At 40.7% G+C, this 23373-nt stretch carries 25 protein-coding genes; 8 read left to right on the forward strand and 17 right to left on the reverse strand.

Going from position 1 to position 23373, the window contains the following annotated elements; all coding sequences use genetic code 11:
* Positions 1–32: 32 nt before the first annotated feature.
* From F885_RS03005 to F885_RS02995, 3 genes are read left to right on the forward strand one after another with little or no spacing between them, the layout of a single operon-like run.
* Positions 33–635 carry an alpha-E domain-containing protein gene (locus F885_RS03005; protein ID WP_005322179.1) on the forward strand — a complete coding sequence of 201 codons (603 nt, stop codon included), beginning with the start codon at positions 33–35 and terminating at the stop codon, positions 633–635.
* Positions 632–1411, forward strand: coding sequence for a transglutaminase family protein (locus F885_RS03000; protein ID WP_005322184.1), 780 nt, complete (start codon positions 632–634; stop codon positions 1409–1411). Before F885_RS03005 ends, F885_RS03000 begins: the two co-directional genes overlap by 4 nt.
* 16 nt (positions 1412–1427) lie before the next feature.
* Positions 1428–2162 (forward strand): proteasome-type protease, encoded by a 735-nt coding sequence (locus F885_RS02995; protein ID WP_005189775.1) that lies wholly within the window; start codon positions 1428–1430, stop codon positions 2160–2162.
* Positions 2163–2211: 49 nt separating this feature from the next.
* Here F885_RS02995 and F885_RS02990 read toward each other — a convergent pair whose 3' ends face one another.
* The 4 genes from F885_RS02990 to F885_RS02975 all read right to left on the reverse strand — a co-directional run bounded on the left by F885_RS02990 (position 2212) and on the right by F885_RS02975 (position 5776).
* Positions 2212–2682, reverse strand: coding sequence for a DoxX family protein (locus F885_RS02990; RefSeq protein WP_005322186.1), 471 nt, complete (start codon positions 2680–2682; stop codon positions 2212–2214).
* A 61-nt stretch (positions 2683–2743) separates the two neighbouring features.
* Positions 2744–3817, reverse strand: a complete 1074-nt coding sequence (gene alr / locus F885_RS02985; protein ID WP_005322188.1) for an alanine racemase — start codon at positions 3815–3817, stop codon at positions 2744–2746.
* 57 nt (positions 3818–3874) lie between these two features.
* Positions 3875–5320 (reverse strand): replicative DNA helicase, encoded by a 1446-nt coding sequence (dnaB, locus tag F885_RS02980; protein ID WP_004806002.1) that lies wholly within the window; start codon positions 5318–5320, stop codon positions 3875–3877.
* Positions 5321–5440: 120 nt separating this feature from the next.
* The gene (locus tag F885_RS02975) at positions 5441–5776 is read right to left on the reverse strand and encodes a winged helix-turn-helix transcriptional regulator (protein WP_005322197.1); all 336 of its coding nucleotides are present in this window, start codon (positions 5774–5776) and stop codon (positions 5441–5443) included.
* 132 nt (positions 5777–5908) lie between these two features.
* On the opposite strand from F885_RS02975, the gene F885_RS02970 reads away from it, so the two are divergent.
* Entirely contained in the window at positions 5909–6463 is a 555-nt protein-coding gene (locus F885_RS02970) for an NAD(P)H-dependent oxidoreductase (RefSeq protein ID WP_005322198.1), read from the forward strand.
* A 92-nt stretch (positions 6464–6555) separates the two neighbouring features.
* On the opposite strand, the gene rplI is transcribed toward F885_RS02970, so the two are convergent.
* Genes rplI through rpsF form a run of 3 tightly spaced genes read right to left on the reverse strand, consistent with a single transcriptional unit; the run spans position 6556 to position 7637 of the window.
* Positions 6556–7002 carry a 50S ribosomal protein L9 gene (gene rplI, locus F885_RS02965; protein WP_004654410.1) on the reverse strand — a complete coding sequence of 149 codons (447 nt, stop codon included), beginning with the start codon at positions 7000–7002 and terminating at the stop codon, positions 6556–6558.
* 12 nt (positions 7003–7014) lie between these two features.
* A complete protein-coding gene (gene rpsR / locus F885_RS02960) occupies positions 7015–7242 on the reverse strand; it encodes a 30S ribosomal protein S18 (protein WP_000090661.1) in 228 nt (75 codons plus the stop codon).
* Positions 7243–7253: 11 nt separating this feature from the next.
* Positions 7254–7637, reverse strand: a complete 384-nt coding sequence (gene rpsF / locus F885_RS02955) for a 30S ribosomal protein S6 (protein WP_004806006.1) — start codon at positions 7635–7637, stop codon at positions 7254–7256.
* Positions 7638–7810: 173 nt separating this feature from the next.
* On the opposite strand from rpsF, the gene F885_RS02950 reads away from it, so the two are divergent.
* A complete protein-coding gene (locus F885_RS02950; RefSeq protein ID WP_005204710.1) occupies positions 7811–8305 on the forward strand; it encodes a hypothetical protein in 495 nt (164 codons plus the stop codon).
* 158 nt (positions 8306–8463) lie between these two features.
* Here the strand turns inward: F885_RS02950 and cyoE are convergent, their stop codons facing one another.
* From cyoE to ppsA, 7 genes are all read right to left on the reverse strand, one after another.
* Entirely contained in the window at positions 8464–9342 is an 879-nt protein-coding gene (cyoE, locus tag F885_RS02945) for a heme o synthase (protein ID WP_005204706.1), read from the reverse strand.
* Between the two features lie 10 nt (positions 9343–9352).
* The gene (locus tag F885_RS02940) at positions 9353–9682 is read right to left on the reverse strand and encodes a cytochrome o ubiquinol oxidase subunit IV (RefSeq protein WP_004806013.1); all 330 of its coding nucleotides are present in this window, start codon (positions 9680–9682) and stop codon (positions 9353–9355) included.
* Positions 9682–10302 (reverse strand): cytochrome o ubiquinol oxidase subunit III, encoded by a 621-nt coding sequence (cyoC, locus tag F885_RS02935; RefSeq protein WP_004806016.1) that lies wholly within the window; start codon positions 10300–10302, stop codon positions 9682–9684. The genes F885_RS02940 and cyoC overlap by 1 nt, the downstream gene beginning before the upstream one ends.
* A 4-nt stretch (positions 10303–10306) precedes the next feature.
* Complete coding sequence (cyoB, locus tag F885_RS02930) at positions 10307–12298, reverse strand: cytochrome o ubiquinol oxidase subunit I (RefSeq protein ID WP_004806017.1); 1992 nt, start codon at positions 12296–12298, stop codon at positions 10307–10309.
* A 3-nt stretch (positions 12299–12301) separates the two neighbouring features.
* Positions 12302–13357 carry a ubiquinol oxidase subunit II gene (cyoA, locus tag F885_RS02925; RefSeq protein ID WP_004654397.1) on the reverse strand — a complete coding sequence of 352 codons (1056 nt, stop codon included), beginning with the start codon at positions 13355–13357 and terminating at the stop codon, positions 12302–12304.
* Between the two features lie 299 nt (positions 13358–13656).
* Positions 13657–14418, reverse strand: a complete 762-nt coding sequence (locus F885_RS02920; RefSeq protein WP_005322199.1) for an RDD family protein — start codon at positions 14416–14418, stop codon at positions 13657–13659.
* 68 nt (positions 14419–14486) lie between these two features.
* Positions 14487–16865, reverse strand: coding sequence for a phosphoenolpyruvate synthase (gene ppsA / locus F885_RS02915; protein ID WP_004806022.1), 2379 nt, complete (start codon positions 16863–16865; stop codon positions 14487–14489).
* Between the two features lie 158 nt (positions 16866–17023).
* Between ppsA and ppsR the strand changes: the two genes are divergently transcribed.
* Positions 17024–17860 (forward strand): posphoenolpyruvate synthetase regulatory kinase/phosphorylase PpsR, encoded by an 837-nt coding sequence (ppsR, locus tag F885_RS02910; protein ID WP_004806023.1) that lies wholly within the window; start codon positions 17024–17026, stop codon positions 17858–17860.
* Between the two features lie 275 nt (positions 17861–18135).
* Positions 18136–20214 (forward strand): sensor domain-containing protein, encoded by a 2079-nt coding sequence (locus F885_RS02905; RefSeq protein WP_005322200.1) that lies wholly within the window; start codon positions 18136–18138, stop codon positions 20212–20214.
* Positions 20215–20274: 60 nt separating this feature from the next.
* Here the strand turns inward: F885_RS02905 and F885_RS02900 are convergent, their stop codons facing one another.
* Entirely contained in the window at positions 20275–21276 is a 1002-nt protein-coding gene (locus tag F885_RS02900) for an LLM class flavin-dependent oxidoreductase (RefSeq protein ID WP_171068236.1), read from the reverse strand.
* 136 nt (positions 21277–21412) lie between these two features.
* Positions 21413–21925 carry a glycine zipper 2TM domain-containing protein gene (locus F885_RS02895; protein ID WP_004806031.1) on the reverse strand — a complete coding sequence of 171 codons (513 nt, stop codon included), beginning with the start codon at positions 21923–21925 and terminating at the stop codon, positions 21413–21415.
* 246 nt (positions 21926–22171) lie between these two features.
* Here F885_RS02895 and F885_RS02890 point away from each other — a divergent pair, with 246 nt between their 5' ends.
* On the forward strand, positions 22172–22885 hold the full coding sequence (locus tag F885_RS02890; RefSeq protein ID WP_005322203.1) for a pseudouridine synthase: 714 nt from the start codon (positions 22172–22174) through the stop codon (positions 22883–22885).
* Here F885_RS02890 and F885_RS02885 read toward each other — a convergent pair whose 3' ends face one another.
* The gene (locus F885_RS02885; protein ID WP_005204693.1) at positions 22886–23329 is read right to left on the reverse strand and encodes a GNAT family N-acetyltransferase; all 444 of its coding nucleotides are present in this window, start codon (positions 23327–23329) and stop codon (positions 22886–22888) included.
* Between the last annotated feature and the right edge of the window lie 44 nt (positions 23330–23373).

The raw sequence follows: 23373 nt of genomic DNA on the forward strand, positions 1-23373 counted from the left end.
GTGACTGAATATTAAGAAAAGGGAGGAGATTTATGCTTTTACTTAGCTCAAGCGCTCAACATATTTATTGGTTAGGACGTTATTTATTCCGTATTGGTCATGTGGCGGGTCATTTACCTTTTGTTGATAATTTTCAGGCATCAGAATTTGCACAGGCACTTTGTTTACATATTGATGATGCCGAAAACTTGAATCAATTTATGTTAGATCGTCAGCAGCCTTATTCTTTATTGAGTCAGCTTGAGATTGCGCGGGATAATATTCAGGAGTTGAGGGGATTATTAACCGCACAGGCGTATGCCGAACTCAATTATCTGATCAAAAATGTGGCAGCAGATGGATTGGCCATTCAAGATGTGGTGCAAAGCTGTTGCGACATTCTGAAAGCTGAACAAGAAGATATTTTTCTATTTTTTCATATTGGGCAATGTATTGAGCAAATTGATACCTATTTCAGATTTCAACACAATACCCATGCTGTTTTTGATGCGATTGATCCAACCATTGAGCGGTTATATCATTTGGGATGGCAAGACTTACAACCGTGTTGGGAGACATTAAAAGAACAGCCATATTTAAATCAGTTTTATGCATTTACCTATAAATTGGAAAATCAATTTGAGGTATCCTCATGAAACTCATGGTGAATCACCAAACGCATTATCAATATACTGAGATTGCGCGGAACAGTGTCCAATCCATCAAAATGATGCCACAAAGTTCACGGCATCAGAGTGTAGAGAATTGGCATATTAGTGTGCCAGGACAGTACTCGTGTCAACGTGATACATTTAATAACCTATGGATTACAGCAACGCAACGCCATGATTATCGTTATTTGACCATCATGGCACAGGGTGTAGTGGATTTGCATGCGACTGAGTTGGGTTATTTTGAGACAGATGTTTCAGCATTACTGTTTTTACAACGCACGGCAATGACCTGCTGTGACCTGACCATGACGGATTTTGCGCATTCGATTGTTACTGTAAAAGACCGCCACCATTTGATTGTTTTATCAGGAAAAATCTTACAACAAGTGCCATATCAACCTGAAAGCACCTCGGTTACGACCTCAGCTATTGATGCCTTTTATGCGGGTCAAGGAGTGTGCCAAGACCACGCACATATATTAATTGCCATGTGTCGTGCGTTACAATTACCTGCACGTTACGTTTCGGGCTATATCTACGATGAAAATCAGCCACACCTCGCCAGTCATGCATGGGCAGAAGTTTTTGTGGATAATGAGTGGTATTGTTTCGATGTAAGTAACCAGATATTTACACCCCAAAACCATATATACGTTGCAGTTGGACGTGATTATTTAGATGTGGCGCCTGTTCGTGGTATTCGTGAGCAAGGCGGGGTAGAAAGTATGATGTCTGTGGTGCAGGTTTTAGCGTGTTGAATGTAAAGAGAGAAAGATGACCTATTGTTGCGCATTAAGATTAGAGCAAGGTTTGGTATTGATTAGTGATACCCGAACCAATGCAGGGGTCGATCATATTTCTGTATTTCGTAAGTTGCATACCTTTGGTGTTGAAGGTGAACGTTTTATTGCTTTGCAAACAGCAGGTAATTTGGCGACGACTCAAGCCGTGATTGGGCATTTGCAGAATGCTCTGGCTTTGCATCAAGAGCCGAATTTGTATAGTGCCAATACCATGTTTGAAGTGGCTGAATTGGTTGGAAAAACTCTACGCAAAGTGCTTGAAGATATTACCAGTGACACCCAAGAACAGATGAATTATTCGTGTAGCATATTGGTCGGTGGGCAAATTCAAGGCGAAGAGATGCAGCTTTATAATGTTTACCCACAAGGGAACTTTATTTGTGCAACGACCGATACGCCGTATTTCCAAATTGGTGAAAGCAAATACGGCAAACCTATTTTAGATCGTGCTTTACACTACGATATGCCTTTGGATGATGCACTGCGCTGTTCACTCATTTCTTTTGATTCGACTTTGCGCTCGAATGTTTCAGTGGGCTTGCCTTTAGATGCGCTGGTTTACCATAAAGACAGCTTTAAAATTCCAGAAGGTAAGCGGATTGGTGAGGATGATCCTTATTTTACTCAGATAAGTCGACAGTGGTCTGAGACCTTGCGCCGTGGTTTACAAGAGTTACCCAAGCCAACGGCGGACTATGGTTTATAACTTCCGTAAACTCCCTCAAAAGCATAGATCCTTTTGAGGGAGAATCATCCTAAGATGTTGTTATATTTTTGCTTAGAATACGATCTAGCGACAGTATGCTTGGCCGAGATGTAATCAATATCGCAAGAATGAACATATACAATAGGTCATGGATGTAGAAGAACCAACTGAGCCAGCTTATCGGATCTAAGCCGCTTGGAATCGTATGAATCCCAACCGTGTATAGTGCTGTCAGGCAGATCATAAACAAGAAAATACTGCTGATCTGAGTAAATAAGCCCAAAATCAGAAATAAACCTGCAAGCATTTCAGTGACTGACACAAAGCTACTCATGATTGCTGGAAATGGAATGCCTGCATCGATGATTGTTTCCAGCATAATTAGTTTATTTTTTTCAACGAAAAGTTTATTGAAGCCTGTGGTGAAGAAAAAAATGCCGATCGAAATTCGGATCAAAAAGAGCACGAATTGCTGGATCGGCATTTTATACAGCGGATTATCATAAATCAGTTTGAGCATTCTGGATCTGAATGGTTAAAACCTTATTAGAGATAAAACACAAAAATTGATCAAGTAATGTTTAGTTATCTAATTGACGTATTGGGCGTTGGGTGAGGCGGCAAAGTAGCTCGTAGCCGATAGTTCCGTTTGCTGCTGCAACATCATCAACTAGGCGAGATTGGCCCCAAAGCTCAACTTTTGTGCCAATTTCTGCTTTAACATTGCTGATATCAATGGCGATCATATCCATGCTGACACGGCCGACTACAGGAACAAGTTGCTGATCAATGGCAACAAAGTTTTGCTCGATATACGCGCGTGGATAGCCGTCACCATAGCCAATCGAAACAATGGCAATTTGTGACGTACATGACGCTGAGTAGGTCGAGCCATAACCGACAAACTCACCTTGTTGAATCTGATTGAGGGCAATAATTTCGGCACTAAAAGTCATTACTGGCTTTAGATCGAGTTCATGTACATTGCGATCCGCGAAGGGTGATGCGCCGTAAAGCATGATGCCCGGACGAACAAAATCAAAATGCAGTTCAGGGTATTTATAAATCGCAGCAGAATTACAGCAAGATACCAAGATCGGTTCACAGGCTTGTTTTACCTGTAAGAATTGTTGCTTTTGTTGCTCATTTAAGGGGTGGTCTACGTCAGCATTGGCAAAATGCATGGCAAGTACACAGGTAAAACCTTCAGTTTTTAAACGTTGAATCACGTTAATGATTTCATCGACTTTGAAACCTAAACGGTTCATGCCGCTATTTAGTTTAACCCAAACCTTTAAACTCAACGCATTATAAGCAGCTTTATGTTGAATCAACCATTCTACTTGTTGTTTGTGATGTACGATGCATTCAAGTTTCTGCTCGATGACTTGCGTCATTTCATCTTCAGAAAATACACCTTCAATCAATGTAATCGGCTGAGTGTATCCAAGTTGCCTGATCTCCAGTGCTTCTTCTAAACAGGCGACACCAAAAGCGTCCGTGGCCTCTAGGGCGGTTAAACAGTTTTTGACTCCATGTCCATAAGCATTGGCTTTGACCATACTGACGATTTTTGAATGTGGAGCAAGTTGTTTAACACGGTTTAAATTATATTGCAGCGCTTCACTGTCAATATAAACTGTTGCTTGGCGCACCCTGAGTTCTCCTTTGGGTCGACTTGGATTGTATATAAAATAGAAATAGTTTGAATGTTATTCGTCATCTTCATACTGAGCATAGAACTCAGGTGAGAGATTACTAAAACGCGTATATTGACCTTCAAATGCGAGACGTACGCTACCAATTGGACCGTTACGTTGCTTACCGATAATGATTTCAGCAGTACCAGCTTCTTTAGATTCTTTGTTATAGACTTCATCACGGTAAATAAACATGATCAAGTCGGCATCCTGCTCGATCGCACCCGATTCACGTAAGTCTGACATTACTGGGCGTTTGTTTGGTCGGTTCTCCAAACTACGGTTAAGCTGAGACAGTGCAATTACAGGGCATTGCATTTCTTTGGCCAAAGCTTTTAAGCTTCGTGAAATTTCCGAGATCTCGCCGACACGGTTATCGCCCATACCAGGGACTTTCATCAACTGTAAGTAATCGACCATGATACAGCCGATTTTACCGTCATGCATTTTAGCCACACGGCGCGCACGTGCACGTAGTTCGGTTGGCGGCAGGGCAGATGAGTCATCGATATAGAGATGCATTTCTTGTAGCTGAAGAATGGTCCCAGTGACTTTGGTCCATTCGTCTGCATCGAGATTACCTGAACGTAGATGACCCTGATGGACTTTACCCATTGCTGAAATCAAACGCATGGCAATCGAGTCGGCTGGCATCTCCATCGAGAATACGAGAGCCGGTAGGCGGTTGTATTGCAGTACACTTTCAACCAAGTTCATGGCGAACGTGGTTTTACCCATCGATGGACGTGCTGCAACAATAATCAAATCTCCCGCCTGCATCCCTGATGTTTTATTATCAAGCTCTAAGAAGCCTGTGGTTAAACCAGTAATGTTGCCATCTAGTTTAGACAGTTCATCTAATTTGGTGATAACGTCAGCAGTCACAGAGCTGATTGATTTTGGCCCAGAATCTTTTTTATTGTTGTTGTGCTGTTCTGCCAAAGAGAAAATACTGGTTTCTGCTAAATCAAGAATTTCGCTGACTGGACGACCTTTGGTGTCATAGGCATTTTGTAAAATATCACTGCTGATCTTGATCATGTTACGCAGAGTTGAGAACTCCTTGATTTTATTTGCATAAATTTCAAGATTGTAGAAGCTTGAAGGTGAATCTGCCATCAATTGCATCAGATATTCTTCACCACCAATTGCATCTAACAGGTTTTGTTTGAGCAACCAGTCATTGACCAAAACAGCGTCATACGGTGAGTTTTCCTGTGCCAGTTTTTCAATGGCACGATAAATATATTTGTGACGTGTCGCATAAAAATCATTTTCTTTAAGCAAGTCGCTGACTTGTTCAAATGATTCAGCAACCGTCATTAACGCTGCCAATACCGCTTGCTCAATTGCAAGATTGTGCGGTGGGGTACGGAATTCTTTTAGCTGACCTGAGTCACTCACTTTACTCTCTGTGTTTGGAGAATTTTTTGTAAAATTGGCATTCGCCTGTGACATAACAAGACCTAATAAAAAGATGAAACGATACCGAGTGACTATCTTAATCCAAATGGAGCGCATCGGCACAATTTAATTCAGTGAAAATTGTGTAAGTGGCGAAAAAGTGTGGTTTAGCAGTTAGAGCCGATTGGATGCACCCCATTGGCACATCATGTCTAATAATGGAATTAAGGACAGCCCACGTTCAGATAAACTGTATTCGACTTTGGGTGGAATTTGTGGATATTCCTTACGAATAATTAATTGGTCTCGTTCCATTTCTTTTAAAGTCAGACTTAAGGTTTTAAAAGAAACATTACCGATGGAGCGTTTTAACTCATTGAATCGCATGATGGATTTATGCTGATAAAGCCAATACATGATAATCATTTTGTATTTGCCATTGATTAGGGAAAGCGTATATCCAAAATCTGTTTGCTCTAAGTCAATCTGGGGTGGGGCACAAGTTTCCATAATTTTTCCGACACTAACTTTTAGTCTAGTATATAACCATAATGACCGTACTTATATTTTTTCTAGCATACTTCTATAATCTATTTCATATTGATTGCAGAAAGACACAGATGTCCGATGGGATGCTTTGAAATGAAGAAAACACTCGTGATTGTTGCTCACCCAGATATTGATAATGCTGTTATTAATAAACAGTGGATTGAGGAATTGAGTCAATATCCAGATGAATTCACGATTCATCAACTTTATCAGCACTACCCAGATGGTGTTATTGATGTCACAAGAGAACAAGCTTTGGTAGAAGCACATCAAAATCTGGTCTTTCAATTCCCGATCTATTGGTTTAACTGCCCACCGTTATTAAAGCAATGGTTAGATGATGTGCTGACTTATGGTTGGGCCTATGGTTCAGCAGGAAATCAATTAAGAGACAAGAAAATTACGCTTGCGGTCTCGGCGGGGATCAAAGAGAAAGACTATTCAACTGATGGACGATATCAATTTAGTTTAAAAGAATTGTGTTTACCATTTGAATTGACAGCCCGTTATGTAAAGGCAGATTACCAACCAATGTATGCTTTTTATGGAATGGATACCAATCCAGAACAAGGAGAGGCTCAACCTACGGGGAATGAAATCAATCAGAGTGCAGTGAATTATGTGAAATATTTATTAGAGATGCGCTAACTGCATTTTCAATGAATAGGAGTATTTAAGAAAACAAAAACAATAGACATAAAAAAAGAGCATGTAAAACATGCTCTTTTTCTTTGCAGAAATTACTCAGATACGATAGTAACGAGAACTTCAGCAACAACATCATGGTGCAATTGGATTGCGATGTTGAATTCACCAGTGTGACGAAGCGCACCGTTTGGTAAACGAACTTCTGCACGGTCTACAACAAGACCAGCATTAGTTAAAGCATCAGCGATGTCACGAGTACCGATAGAACCGAATAGTTTACCTTCGTCACCAGCTTTCGCAGTGATTACGATGTTAACTTCGTTCAATTGTTCAGCACGTGCATTCGCAGCAGCTAATACTTCAGCTTCTTGCTTCTCAAGTTCAGCACGACGAGCTTCAAAAGCAGCAGTGTTTGCTTCTGTTGCAGCTACAGCTTTACCTTGAGGGATCAAGAAGTTACGACCGTAACCAGCTTTAACTGATACTTTGTCGCCTAATTTACCAAGGTTTTTAATGCGTTGTAATAAGATAACGTCCACAGCTCACCTCACTTACTTATGGTTGTCAGTGTACGGAATCAAAGACAAATAGCGAGCTTGTTTAATAGCTAACGCTAATTGACGTTGATAACGAGCTTTAGTACCTGTAATACGGCTAGGAACAATCTTGCCGTTTTCAGTGATGTACTGTTTTAATGTGTCGATATCTTTGTAGTCGATGTACGCAACATTCTCAGCTGTAAAGCGGCAGAACTTGCGACGACGGTAAAAACGTGCCATTGATGTTCTCCTTATTCAGCTTCTGGAACTGCTTGTTGTGCTTCTTCACGTTGAGCTTTACGCGCACGTTTTTCTTCAGCACTTTTAGCAAGCAAAGATTCTTCAGTAATTGCGTTTTCACGACGGATAATGATGTTACGAATAATTGCATCGTTATAACGGAACAATTCTTCTAACTCATCAAGAGTCGTTTGACCACATTCAACATTCATAAGAATGTAGTGTGCTTTGTGAATTTTGTTAATCGGGTAAGCCAATTGGCGGCGGCCCCAATCTTCTAAACGGTGAATTTGACCTTCAGCTTCTTTGATCTGAGAGATATAGCGTTCAACCATACCTACAACTTGATCGCTTTGGTCTGGATGTACCAATAGTACGATTTCGTAGTGACGCATTGTCAGCTCCTTACGGTTTAAGCAGCCCCTAATTAAAAAATTAGAAGCAAGGAGTCATAACTAAAAAGTTATGTCGCAAATTGCGAAGCGGGGATTATATGCAAATTGACGCTATAAAGCAAATTTGCCATAGTCTTTGTGATATATTTTTTAAATAAAAATAGGCAATAAAAATGGAACCACAATTTATAAAGACAGTCGCCCTACTTGAGTCGATTTTGCAGTTGAATACTGAGGAGGCATATTTAGATGCTTTTGAGCAATACCAAGGTAACATTTACCAAATCTTGATGATTGTCGATTGGCGTGAAGAGGACGAGGCGATTATTGAGTATTGCGAAAATATTTTACAAACGGGGAGTTTGCGGGCTGAGATACAAAATGCGGATAACCTGCAAGGATTTACCATTACTGTTTATTATCAGAATCAAACTTTGATTATTCCTTATCAAGGTGAGGGTGCAGATCGAGATACCACCTTAAAAGCACTCAATCAAATTTTGCAGCCTGATTATGAAATCCGTTTTTGTGTGGCTTCCGATGGGTCCGATACCTTGGAGTTCATTCCGTTACCTCAAGAGGTATGGCAAAAATTAGATCAAAAATATCCCCATAATATTAATCAATTTTTTAGACGTTTTGAGCCAGACAGTGAGTTTTTTGGCTAGAGTCGTGTTGCAGGTTAATCTTTAAAGGTTGTATGTAACGACTGGTTTGGAATTTAGTCTAGGCTTGTTTCATTTAGGCAATAAAGAACGAAATGTTTTTATTGCACGAAATGATAAAAATTGGGAGAGCATAAAAAGATAGAGCATTCTCTATCTTTTTAAAAAATAGGAAAGAATGGTGCAGGGCTTTTAAAGGTGAAGCTGAAGCTTAAACTGATAACAGTAATGAGGATTACTGAGAAAAGGAAAAAGCGTTTGGCCCAAAGCTGATCATCTTCGGCCTTGAATCCTAAAATAGCAATGTAGAACCAGTAAATGCAAAGTATATTACAGATGACCAAGAACACGATATTGGTGTATCCATATACATATAATGCATTCATCGCTAGAGTAAATAAAACCACATAAATCAGTGATTCGATTTTTGTTCTAAGGATTGAACGGGCTACAGGTAAAATAGGAACGCCTGCATTTTTATAGTCGTCAAAACGATAAATTGCGATCGCCCATGAATGCGGCATTTGCCATAAAGCATATGCAACAAAGATCAATAGGGCCGCTATATCGAACTGATGACTTACAGCCACATAACCAATAACAGGTGGACTCGCTCCAGAAATACTACCGATCACGGTTTGATGGATTGTGGTGCGTTTGCTCCACAAACTATAAAAACCGACATAGACGACAAAACCAATGACAGCGAATAAAAAAGCATAAGCATTAACATAAAACCAGAGCATGCTAAAGCCAATCACACCTAAAACCAGCGCATAGCACATGGCAACAGTAGGGGAAATGGTTTTGGTCACAAGTGCACGGTTCATGGTGCGTTGCATTTTCTGATCGATGTCTTGATCAATTACGTTATTAACTACACAACCAGAAGCAACCACTAATGTTGTTCCGAGAAGAGTAAGTAATAATAAGAGGCAGTCTATAGAGCCTTGGGCGGCTAAGAAGAAGCCGCCCAAGGTGGTAATAAAATTACCGAAGAGAATTCCTGGTTTAGTCAGGAATAAGTACTTTTTCCACATGACGATCAGTTTAGATCATCATGTTGTAGTGTAGGTAATTCATAATCCACACAGAGCCGACTAAAAGTACAGCGATACATAAGATTGTGTAGATAAATGCAATAAGGTTCCAACGTTGGTCAGATGATGTATTCATGTGCAAGAAATACACAAGTTGTACAAGTACCTGAGCAACAGCAGTGATTGCAATTACTGTAACTAAAATGCCACGACTAAAACCGCCAGCCATCACCATCCCGAAAGGGATGATGGTAAGGATGACAGAAAGGATAAATCCAATCGTGTATTGTTTAAAGTTACCGTGTGACGCACCTGCCGCATTATGGTCATGACTACTCATTAGAGAACTCCCAGTAAGTAAACGACGCTGAATACACAGATCCAAACGATGTCAAGGAAGTGCCAGAACAAGCTTAAGCAAGCAAGACGACGTGTATTCGGTAAAGTCAAACCATTCTTTTTAATTTGGTAGATTAATACCAGCATCCACACTAAACCAGAAGTTACGTGGATACCGTGTGTACCAACCAAAGTAAAGAATGCAGATAAGAATGCACTGTGAGTTGGACCATGGCCTTCGTGTACAAGGTGATGGAACTCATAGATTTCCATACCAATGAACGATGCACCAAAAAGGAATGTAACAAACAACCAAGTGATCACTTGATTTACATTCTTTTTATAAGATGCAAGTACAGCAAAACCAAATGTTACCGATGAAATCAATAAGGCAAATGTTTCAGTTAACACGAAGCCTAATGAATCATGGAATAGGTCATATGCACTTGGGGTTCCTGGCGGGATATGACTGCTTAATACAGCGAACGCAATGAAGAGTGATCCGAAAAGAATCAAGTCACTCATCAAGTATGTCCAGAAACCAAAGACCGTTAAGTCAGTATCATCATGTTCATGATGACCATCGTGGCCGTGGTTGTCGTGATGAAGTACTTCAGCCATTTCCTTAGTCCTTCTTCAAGTGTTTTTCAAGTAAAGCATAGCGTTCGTTTTCAATACGCTCAACTTCAGCAGCAGGAACGTAGTAATCAACATTCTTCGTGAATGAGCTTACGATCAAGCTAACAATAGCTGAAACGAATGAAACAACAGCGAGCCACCAAATATGCCAGATGAGTGCAAAGCCAAGAATTGTAATGAACATTGCAATGACAAAACCAGCAGCACGATCAGTCGGCATGTGGATGTCTTCATATTTAGTGTTACGTGCGTATGCTACACCATTTTCTTTGTCAGTCCAGAAACGGTCTACACCGCTAGCATCTGGTTCATGCGCAAAGTTATAGAACGGAGCAGGAGATGACGTTGCCCATTCAAGGGTACGGCTATCCCATGGATCGCCTGTATGGTCCATGTTGTCCTTACGTTGTAAGAAACCAACGATGATTTGCATTAAGAAACATGCAATACCGATCGCGATAAGAACAGCACCAAACAATGCAATTGCTAAGTATGGATCCCACTCAGGGTTGTCATATGTATTCAAACGACGCGTCATACCCATGAAACCAAGGATATAAAGTGGCATGAATGCAAAATAGAAACCAATGAACCAGAACCAGAACGCAGCTTTACCCCATGCTTCGTTGAGCTTCCAACCAAACATTTTCGGCCAGTAGAAGATGATGCCGGCAAACATACCAAACACCACACCACCGATAATTACGTTATGGAAGTGAGCGATCAAGAATAATGAGTTGTGTACAAGGAAGTCCGCAGGTGGAACAGCCATAAGTACACCAGTTAAACCACCGATACCGAATGTTACAAGGAAGCCAAGCGTCCATAACATAGGAGTAGTATAGGTGATGCGACCTTTATACATTGTGAATAACCAAGAGAAGATTTTCACACCTGTAGGAATCGCAATAACCATGGTCATGATACCGAAGAACGCGTTAACGTTCGCACCAGCACCCATGGTGAAGAAGTGGTGAAGCCATACAACGAACGCAAGTACAGTAATCGCAATCGTCGCATACACCATAGACTTATAACCGAACAACGCTTTACGAGAGAAGGTTGCAACGATTTCTGAGTATAAACCAAATGCTGGTAATACTAAGATATATACTTCAGGGTGACCCCATGTCCAAATCAAGTTCACATAAAGCATTGGGCTACCGCCAAGCTCATTTGTGAAGAAATGGAAGCCGAAGTAACGGTCAAGCGTCAGCATTGCAAGCGTACCTGTTAATACAGGGAATGATGCAATGATTAATACAGCCGTACAAAGTGAAGTCCACGTGAAAATAGGCATGTCCATTAATTTCATGCCAGGTGCACGCATTTTGATGATGGTAACAAAGAAGTTAACACCAGATAAAAGCGTACCTAGACCAGAAACTTGAAGTGCCCAGATATAGTAGTCAACACCAACACCAGGAGAATATTGAATGCCAGATAGAGGAGGGTAAGCCATCCAACCAGTCGCAGCAAATTCACCTAATACAAGTGAAAGCATCATTAAACCAGCAGCACCAGCGAATAACCAGAAGCTTAAAGAGTTCAATAATGGGAAGGCAACGTCACGAGCACCAATCTGTAAAGGTACAGAGATGTTCATCATACCAACAACGAGACCCATTGCTACGAAGAAGATCATGATTACACCGTGTGCGGTGAAGATCTGGTCGTAGTGGTCAGGATGTAAGTAACCTTCGCCGCCGCCTTTCGCGAGGAAAAGTTGTAGACGCATCATGATTGCATCGGCGAAGCCACGCAACAGCATGACTACAGATACGATGATATACATGATACCAATCTTTTTATGGTCTACAGTGATAAACCATTCGTTCCACAAATATCCCCATTTCTTGAAATAGGTAATACCACCTAATACAGCAATTGCACCAAGTGCCATAAAGACCATGGTGACAAGTACAAGGGGTTCAGTCGGGATAGAATCCCACCCCAATTTACCAAAAATCATATCCATGTCTTATTCCCCTTGAGCAGCGTGTTCTGCTGCAGCATGAGTTTCTGCTGTTGCATCATGTCCAGCAGAATGGTCAGCACCGTGATAGTTACTCATGTAGTGGTTGATGATTGTTTCAAACAATTTTGGCTCAACTGATGAGTAATAAGTCACTGGGTGTGGCTTAGTCGGGAACGGTTTCATCGCTTCAGCTTTTGCAAGTGCTTCTTCATCACCAGCAGCTTTAGCACGATTCACTAAATGCTCGATCTGATGCTTAGAACGATCGCCATCTTTAAGCGTTGCTAACTCAGCTTGGTCAAGTGTGCCTTTTTGAATTGCTTCAGGGTTAATACTTGTACCATTACCAGCTTTAACTGCTTCTACCCATTGTGCAAATTCTGGCTCAGTCACGCTATGCGCTTTAAAGCGCATTTGTGAGAAACCGTAACCTGAATAGTTTGCTGAGAAACCACGGAAGATACCTGGTTCGTCGGCTAATAGGTGAAGGTGAGTTTGCATACCAGCCATTGCGTAAATCTGACCGCCTAACTGTGGGATGAAGAACGAGTTCATCGTGAAGTTAGAAGTGATCTTAAAGCTTACTGGTGTTTGTTCTGGGAAGCGTACTTCGTTTACCGTTGCAATGTTTTGCTCAGGATAGATAAAAATCCACTTGAACTGTTCAGCGACAGCTTGAATAGTCAATGGTGCTTTATCTGATTCTAACGGACGGTAAGGGTCGTACTTGTGGGAACCCCACCAAGTTAACCAAGCTAAAATACCAATAATAATGACAGGTACACCCCATACAACGATCTCAATTGTCGTTGAGTGTGCCCAAGTAGGTTTATAGTCTGCATCTTTATTCGATGCGCGATATTTCCAACCAAACCATAATGCCATAATGATTGATGGAATCACCACCAATAGCATTAAATAGATCGCAGTCATCATCAGGTTACTTTGACCTTGACCAACTGGACCTTTATTGTTTAGAAGTACCATATCACCGCCACACCCAGTCAAGAGCGCAGCCATCGTTGATAAAGACAATACAGCTAAAATCGTTTGTCTCATTTTACAACCTCGGTGAAGAGTCCCATTCCCTAATTAAAATTATGGGATAGCGATTAAAGTGTCGCGTGATTGATAAGGATTGGTTAAAAAATGCTTAGCAATCACGCGACACCGCAACGTTGTTGGGCATTATGCCTTATATTGAAAAACTAAGCTACTCATAAAGTCGTGTGAAATACTTGTTTTAAAACCCGATTTATTTTGTAGGGATTGTTATTTGCATCTGTGTTTTTTATATAGATATCAGCTTAATACATAAAAAAAGAGGAATAAATCCTCTTTTGTTTATCGATTTGTGATTACTGCTTAATGACCTTAGTTTTTGCCATTTTATCGTGCAAAGTTTGACGATTTTTGGTAAATGCGAATAAAGCATAATCAATCACGGTAATGATTGGGACAAGGATCAAATTGAGAATGATAAAGAACACGCTTCTCAACCAAAAGGCCCGAATTGTGCTGACTTTTTCTGATGTTTCGACATCCACAATTTTAATCTTGGTGATTTTTTTACCAATACTCTGGCCTGATTTTGCAATAAAGAACGCCTGAATCATGAGCATGATAATGAGGTAAGCAAAGATCATTATCCATGCTTCATTTGGAATTAGCTGCATCAATTGATGCTGTAATTCTACTGCTTTATCAGATGCAATTTGGGTGGCTTGCATCTGTTTTTGAATTTCAAACAACTCTTGGTATTGGCTTTCATTAAAAAAGAAAGATGGGATAGAAGCCATCGGTAGCCAAAGGATGAGATCAAAAACTTTCGCTAGCGCACGTGAATGGAAAGGTGCGAGTTCAGGTGCTTTTTGTTCGACTTTGATTTTGTAAGTTGGTTCGTTCGTTTCAGTTTTAATTTGAGCACTAAAAGGAGAGTAACCTACAGGTTCGTAGACAAGTTTACCTTGTGTCAGTTCACCAAGTGTTTTCCATTCAGCCATACCTTCATGCCAAGCTAAATCGGTCAATAAAACTTGTTGACTGGCAAGCATTTGGTTTACTTGTTCTAAACTGTAAGGTCCTGCTTGTTGATTATTACGAGCCAAGTAAATTTGCATAATTTAAAAATCTCAATTACGAAAGATGAAAAAAGACCCTGCGAAAGAGGGTCTTTTTCTAAAAAAGACTAGGCTTTCTTGATTTGTTCTTCAGCAAGGAAGAACCAAGTATCAAGTACTGAGTCAGGGTTAAGTGACACAGATTCAATACCTTGTTCCATGAGCCACTTCGCAAGGTCAGGGTGATCCGAAGGACCTTGACCACAAATACCAACGTATTTTCCTGCTTTGCGGCAAGCATGAATTGCCATAGAAAGGAGCGCTTTAACTGCTGGATCACGCTCATCGAATAAGTGAGATACGATACCAGAGTCACGGTCAAGACCGAGTGTTAATTGTGTTAAGTCGTTTGAACCGATAGAGAAACCATCGAAGTGCTCAAGGAATTGCTCAGCCAATAGGGCATTGGTTGGTAATTCACACATCATGATGACTTTGAGGCCATTCTCACCACGTTTTAAACCATTCTGAGCAAGAAGTTCGATCACACGTTTCGCTTCAGAAACTGTACGCACGAATGGGATCATGATTTGGATATTGGTTAAACCCATTTCATCACGTGCTTTTTTCAAGGCACGACATTCAAGTTCAAAACAGTCACGGAAGTTATCAGATACATAACGACTCGCACCACGGAAGCCCAACATTGGGTTTTCTTCTTCTGGCTCGTATAGCTTACCGCCGATCAAGTTTGCATATTCATTCGATTTAAAATCAGACATACGAACAATCACTGGCTTTTCTGCAAATGCAGCAGCAAGTGTTGAAATACCTTCAACTAACTTCTCGACATAAAATTCGATTGGAGAAGAGTAGCCAGAAGTACGCGCCATAACGGCAGCACGTGTTTCGCGTGGCAAGCTGTCAATGTTTAACAATGCTTTAGGATGCACACCGATCATACGGTTAATGATGAACTCAAGACGTGCAAGACCAATACCTTCATTCGGGATTTGAGCGAAGTCAAAAGCACGGTCAGGGTTACCAACGTTCATCATGATTTTGAATGGTAATGAAGGCATTGAATTAATCGAATTACGTTGTACTTCGAAATCTAATGCACCTTCATAGATGAAGCCAGTATCACCTTCAGCACATGAAACTGTTACTTCTTGACCATCAGTCAGTACTTCTGTTGCATTACCACAACCCACGATTGCTGGAACACCTAATTCACGTGCAATAATTGCTGCGTGACAAGTACGACCACCACGGTTGGTCACGATTGCAGCAGCACGCTTCATCACTGGTTCCCAATCTGGGTCAGTCATGTCAGATACAAGTACGTCACCGTCCTGAACCTTATCCATTTCTTTAATCGACGTTACAACACGCACTTTACCTGAACCAATGCGTTGACCGATTGAACGACCTTCACAGATAACAGTACCGCGTTGTTTTAACAAATACCGTTCCATGGTACCGACATTTTGACGGCTTTTTACTGTTTCAGGACGTGCTTGAACAATATAGATTTGACCATCATCGCCATCTTTTGCCCATTCGATATCCATCGGCGAGCCGTAGTGTTGTTCGATGATTAAAGCTTGCTTTGCTAATTCGTGTAATTCGTGATCATTTAATGCGAATTGTTGGCGTTCTGGTTTTTCAACGTCAACCACAACCACTGATTTACCCGCAGAACCTTCTTCACCATAAATCATTTTCTGGTGTTTAGAACCGAGGTTACGACGTAAAACAGAGTGTTTACCTGCATTTAAAAGTGGTTTAGATAAATAGAATTCATCTGGGTTTACAGCACCTTGAACGACCATTTCGCCTAAACCGTAAGATGCAGTAATAAACACAACATCACGGAAACCTGATTCTGTATCAAGCGTAAACATAACGCCCGCAGCACCAGTTTCAGAGCGAACCATACGTTGTACACCAGCAGAAAGGGCAACAACACTATGTTCAAAGCCTTGGTGTACACGGTAAGCAATCGCACGGTCATTATAAAGTGATGCAAAAACTTCTTTAATCGCGATAAGAATATTATCAATACCGCGAATGTTGAGGAATGTTTCTTGTTGACCTGCGAAAGACGCATCAGGTAAGTCTTCAGCCGTTGCAGAAGAACGTACCGCAACAGCAATGTCTGGGTTGCCGTTTGAAAGTGCAGCAAAAGCTTCACGAATTTCTTGTTCTAATGTCGCAGTAAGCGGAGTTTCAACAATCCAGTTACGGATTTTTGCACCAGTTTCAGCAAGTGCATTTACATCTTCTACATTTAGCTGAACAAGTTCAGCCTGAATACGAGCGTTTAAGCCGCTTTGATCCAAGAACTCACGATAGGCAGCAGCAGTAGTTGCAAAGCCACCAGGTACCGATACACCAGCATTGGATAAATGGCTGATCATTTCACCCAAAGATGAGTTTTTCCCACCTACGAGTTCGACATCGTGTTTTCCTAATTTTTCCAGACCGATTACGCGCGCTTCCAAAGTATTTACTCCACTTTTTTTGCAGTATGAATGACCATCATTGGTATGAAATTATACAAAAGTGCTTAGATTTAGTGTTTTACTAAGCGACAGTCATGTTAGATGAGTTTACTATAAAGATTATAGAGCACTAAGACAAATGTTTAAGGAGAATTTTGATGCCCGTAAGTAAAGAAATTAAACGGAGCGTTTTTTTTATTTCAGATGGTACCGCAATTACCGCAGAAACCCTTGGACATTCACTACTTGCGCAATTTCCAAACGTTGATTTTGACATCCATATTATACCTTATATTACGACTGAAGAGGCGGCTATGAATGTCGCTGTAGAGATCAATGCATGTCAAAGTCGTGATGGTTCTTTGCCGCTAGTTTTTGATACCTTGGTTGATCCGCATGTCCGTGAAATTATCAATACTGCTAAGGCGGTCAACTTAGACGTTTTTGAAGGCTTGATTAGTAAATTAGAACAAGAATTAGGTACGCCACCGACCACTTTGGTTGGACAAACTCATGCGGTAACTGATTCTGAATATTATAAAGCGCGTATCGATGCCGTACATTTCGCACTGGACAATGATGATGGGGCAAGAACACGCCATTATGACAAAGCTGACATTATTTTAATTGGCGTATCACGTTCAGGGAAAACCCCGACCTCAATTTATTTGTCATTACAATTCGGTATTCGTGTGGCGAACTATCCATTGACTGAAGAAGATTTGGATGACAATCGCTTGCCTAAAGTACTGCGTGAACATAAAAACAAGCTATTTGGTTTGATGATTGATGCTGAACGTTTGGTGGCAATCCGTAACGAACGTAAAGCGAATAGCCGCTATTCAAGTTTCAGCCAGTGTCAGATGGAATTACGTGCGATTGAAGGGATCTATATTTCTGAAGGGATTAAATATTTAAATGTCACGGAAATGTCGATTGAGGAAATCTCAACACGTGTCTTACAAATGACGGGTTTAAAACGTCGTATTGGCTAATCAGGCCTGACTACCTCAGTCATCTGGATGGGGTAGTCTGTAATTTTTTAGATCATTTTCTTAAAGAAAGTTTGACAAATATCGTGAATTTAAAGTAAATAATTGATATTAAATAATAAAGTAAATCTAACTGATCAGTCTGCAATTGGTGATAATTTTATTGCATTTCTGCTACAATACTGTGATTTAAATCTCACTTTTTATTGTTGGTGGTCTATGGCTTTTATTGCAACTGAATATCTTGATAGAGAGAGTTCTGTTTGGAACAGAAGTCTGTGAACTTGGCTATTCCTTTTCACTCTAACCATCAACTGAGTGAGGCCCAACAAAATATTTTTAACCGTATTCCGAGTCTGGTCTGGCTGCTCTCTGAGTATGGAGATGCGTATTTTTTTAATAGTTTAAGCCAAGAGTATATTGGTTTTAACGACCTAGAACATTTTGCAAAAGACTGGGTCGATTTAATCCATTCTGAGGATAGAGCAATCTTCCAAAGTGAGTGGCAGCAGGCATTTATCTATAAGTCCCCATTTCAAATTGAATGCCGATTAAAACATCAGTCTGGTGCATATCGCTGGTTTTTATTGTCAGCAAAATTTATAGCGGCGAATTCAGAAGAAAAAGCACATTGGTTTATCAATAGCGTTGATATCCATGAAACCAAGCAGTATCAACAAAACTTAGTTCAGTGTATTAATGCCCAAACCAACATGCTGGATAATAGTATTGATTGCATAAAATTATTAGAAGCAGATGGCTCTTTACTGCATGTCAATAAAACGGGATGTATCGCACTTAATCTTCCTCAAAGCCAAAATAGCTTTGGCATGAAGTGGGCCGAGCTGTTACCTGTGGAAATAAGAACCAAGGCAAGTTATGCCTTAAAAACGGCACTTAAAGGGAAGGCTGCGCGTTTCCGTGGGATGAGTGGAGAAGGGGCTGAAAGACAATATTGGGATAATTTACTCACGCCGATATTAAATGATAAGGGCCAGATCGTGCAGGTTTTGTGTCTGTCTCGCGATGTGACCACACAACGCCAAACTGAAATCCAATTACAGCTTTCGAGTGAGTTAGACGACTTAACAGGGTTATATAACCGTCGTTTCTTCAAATTACAACTTAAGCGTGCATTACATCGACATAAAAAAGGCAAGAAGTTACTCGGCTTGATGTTGCTGGATTTAGATTACTTTAAACATGTCAATGATACGCTTGGCCATGCAGCTGGAGATCATCTACTCCGTGTTCTGTCTAAGCGAATAGAAAACATTTTGCCTGAAAACACTTTTGTCGCTCGTTTAGGCGGTGATGAGTTTGCTATTGTCGTCAATGGAATTGAGACACAAGTAGAGCTTGAAAAAATAGCTGTGGATGTGAGTCGACAGTTAGAAGCCCCGATTACTTATGCTGGCAATTTGATTAATGGCAGTATGAGTATCGGTTGTGCGATTTATCCACGAGATGCAAAAGACTCAGCTAATTTAATGAAATGCGCAGATACTGCGCTCAATGATTTGAAAGCGACGGGACGTGGTGGTTTTCGTATGTTTAACCAGCAGATGCAAGTTGCGGCTCAAAACATTGCAATTCAATTAAATGATGCGCGCCATATTATTCGTGATGATCTTATCGTCCCATTTTACCAGCCGAAAGTGCGTTTAGCAGATGCGAAGGTGGTTGGTTTCGAGGCATTATTACGTTGGCAGACGGAAGATCAGCATATCCATTCACCTTGTAATATTGAACAAGCATTTCAAGACTATATTCTGGCGACAAAAATTAGTGATGCAATGCAGAATAAAGTTTTTAAAAATATTGCAGCCTGGATAGCACAAGGATTGGATGTTGTTCCTGTTTCAATCAATGCAGCACCAGTCGAGTTTCTGAAAGACAATTATGCTGAGCGTTTACTCCACCGTTTAAACGCCTACAACATTCCACATCATTTAGTAGAAATAGAAATTACTGAACATATCTTGGATGATCGTGGTTCTGACTATGTGATTCGAGCATTAAATTTATTGAAACAACAAGGCGTTAAAATATCATTGGATGACTTCGGTACGGGACATTCCTCTTTAACCCGTTTACGGGACTACCCAGTAGATTGTTTAAAAATTGACTGCGATTTTATTCGTCAAATGAATGATGATGAGGCGATTTTAGCCATTGTACAGGCGATCATCGCTTTGGGACCAAAACTATCATTGGATATTGTTGCAGAAGGTATTGAGAACACCGAACAATTAGAACTCTTAAAATCTTCTGGATGCTCAATCGGACAGGGCTATTTATTTAGCCGAGCTGTGAATGTAGAACAAGCAACAGAGATGCTCCAAGCTGGAATTTAAATGGATGGTGAATCTACAAGGCTGATTGGGAAATGAACCTTGTAGACTTAAGCCAAAGATTTAGCTGTTTTTAATATCCATCAATAAACTAAAATTATCTAAGCGTTTTTGCGTATCGTAGATATCACAAGTAAAGATGAATTCATCGACATCATATTGCGCTGCAATTTTATTTAATCCAGCTTTAACAGTTTCTTGAGAACCAATTTGTGCCATGGCATAAAAATTCTGAATTGCCACTTGTTCAGCGCTAGATGCAAGACCTTCAGTTGAATCAATCGGTGGTTTAAGCTTTAAGCTATGACCGCGGATCAGATTCAAAATACGTTGATATGAACTGGTCGCCAGATATTGAGCTTCCTCATCTGTTGCAGCAACGACTGTTGGGACACCCATTGAAACATAAGGTTTATCGAGGTATTCCGAAGCTTGGAAGTTATCACGATAGATCTCAATAGCTTGACCTAACATTCTTGGTGCAAAATGAGACGCAAAAGAATAAGGCAGTCCAAGTTTTGCGGCCAATTGTGCGCTAAATAAACTTGAGCCGAGTAACCAAACAGGCACATGGGTATTTTGACCTGGTGTGGCGATAATTCTCTGATTCGGTTGCGGTGCTTTAAAATATTGCAGAATCTCTATCACATCTTGAGGGAATTGATCTTCAGTTTCCTGACGGCCACGACGTAAGGCGCGCATGGTCATTTGATCTGTGCCTGGTGCACGACCCAAGCCGAGTTCAAAACGGTCTGGATAGAGTGTGGCTAGTGTTCCAAACTGCTCTGCAACCACCAATGGTGCATGGTTTGGCAGCATGATACCGCCAGAACCCAAACGGATGTGCTGCGTATTTGCGGCAATAAATCCTAATAAAACTGCTGTTGCTGAACTGGCAATCCCGTCCATATTATGATGTTCAGCCAACCAAAAACGCTCATAACCTAATTTTTCCGCATGTTGCGCGAGTTCTAATGCATGACGGAGAGAAAACTCGATACTCTTGTCATCTCGAACAGGAGCGAGTTCTAGGATAGAGAATTTTATATCTTGTAGTGATTTCATCATGGTGTCTCAAAACTATATATCGAAATAATACGATATAAGTTTGGTTTTGTATATCGTTTTAGATCGATATATAGTTTTGATCAAACAAAAAAAGCGCCCGAGGGCGCTAAAGGGGTAAAACGTTTTGATCTGATTAACGGTGTTTGTACCAGCCACGATGGCGGCCATTGTCATGACGGTAGCTTTCACGAGAATTGTAATAGCGACGGTCATCGTAAGAACGACGGTTATCATAACGGCGGTCATAGCGACGATCATCATAACGTCGATCCGCATCACGGTCTTGACCAACCTTTTGACCTAATGCCGAACCACCAGCTGCACCGAGTGCCGCACCAATATAACCACCATTGCTTCCGCCCATATTACGGCCAACGGTATAACCACCCACACCACCTAAACCACCACCAATGGCAGCTTCAGTACGGTCGCGTCGATTACTCGATGCAGCTGCACCGCCAGCACCACCGATTGCAGAGCCAATCATTGCACCAGTGTCACCACCAAGTTGTTTTCCCAAGGCGGTACCAACTACACTTCCTAGGGCAGAGGTTGCGGCAACACGAGTGGTATTATCTGCATGTGCAACGGTCATCATTGAAGATGCTGCTAAGATAACGCTACATAACCACATATTCGATTTCATGGTGAAACTCCTTATCCATTCTTTTGGACAATATTCTTTTTGCTTGTGACAAATGTAACAAGAGTTGTGGCTGAAAATATGGAGCGCAATATCTAGATTGAGAGTGTTTGACGAGGGTTTTGTTGGTGTTCTATAACAAATGAAGAGATTGTGAATAAATTATAAAAATAAAGAATGAATAGGCAACGAGCAACAGCTAGCGTTGTAATCGAGTACAATGGCCGTAGTTTAGCTTAGGATTTATTTATGCTGCTGGAAAAAATTTTGCAATCACAAGGCTTTGGTTCACGTAAGTATTGTCAGCAGTTAATTAAAAATGGTTCTGTTCAGATTGATAATCAAGTCTGTGATAACCCGAAACAGAATATCAATACCGATCAACTGGTCTTTGAAGTATTTGGTGAAGAATACCAATATCGAGAGCACGTCTATATTGTTTTAAATAAACCGCAAGGCTATGAATGTTCGCATCAGGCGACACATCATAAAAGTGTATTTAGTCTTTTTCCTGAAATTTTGCTGCATCGTGGGATTCAATGTGTGGGGCGTCTAGACCAAGATACAACAGGTCTATTATTGCTGACCGATGATGGGCAATATCTACAAGCATTGACGCATCCACGTAAACATGTACCCAAAGTTTATCATGTGACCACAGCAGATCCAGTTACAGCTGAACAGCAACATGGCTTAGAGCAAGGTGTCGAACTGCGTAATGAGAAAGGCACCTATGCAGCCACCGATGTACAATTATTCTCAGAACATCAAATTTCAATGACCATTCACCAAGGTGTTTACCATCAAGTCAAACGTATGCTGGCAGCTGTTGGAAATAAAGTTGAGGTCTTACATCGACATCAAGTGGGTTTACTTGAACTTCCTGAGTTGGAGGAAGGTGAATGGACCTATTTAACTCCTTCGCAGAAGCAGCTAAGTCAGAATATTGCTTTAGATGAATGATTACTTTAAAAAACAATGAAAGGTTTTGAACTCACTGTCTTGAATAAAGCCCATTTGTTCGTATAGACGGTGAGATTGATAATTATTTTTTTGCGTTTCTAGGCTGATACGTTGTGCATTTTCATGCCGTGCGAATAAGATCGCTGTATCAATCAGTTGTTTAGCGGAACCTTGTTTTCGATAAGAGGGAGTGACATAGACATCATCGAGAATATAGTAGGTTTCGCAAGCCACAGAAGAAAAAGCAAGGTAGAGTAGTACAAAGCCTGTAAATACGTCATCTTTAACATGAATGAAAATGACACTGTCTTTGTTGTCAAAGCGATGTTTTAAAAATTGATAAGATTGATCAATATTTGATGATGCACCGTAGAACTGACGGTATTCGTCAAACAAGACAGCAAGTTGATGAAGATCTTCCTTTGTTGCTCGCTTAACAATCATTCCTGCCCATCCTTACACTTATAATTTTATTAGGACTGTCAGAA

Source organism: Acinetobacter higginsii, assembly GCF_000369845.1.
Classification (GTDB): Bacteria; Pseudomonadota; Gammaproteobacteria; order Pseudomonadales; family Moraxellaceae; genus Acinetobacter; species Acinetobacter higginsii.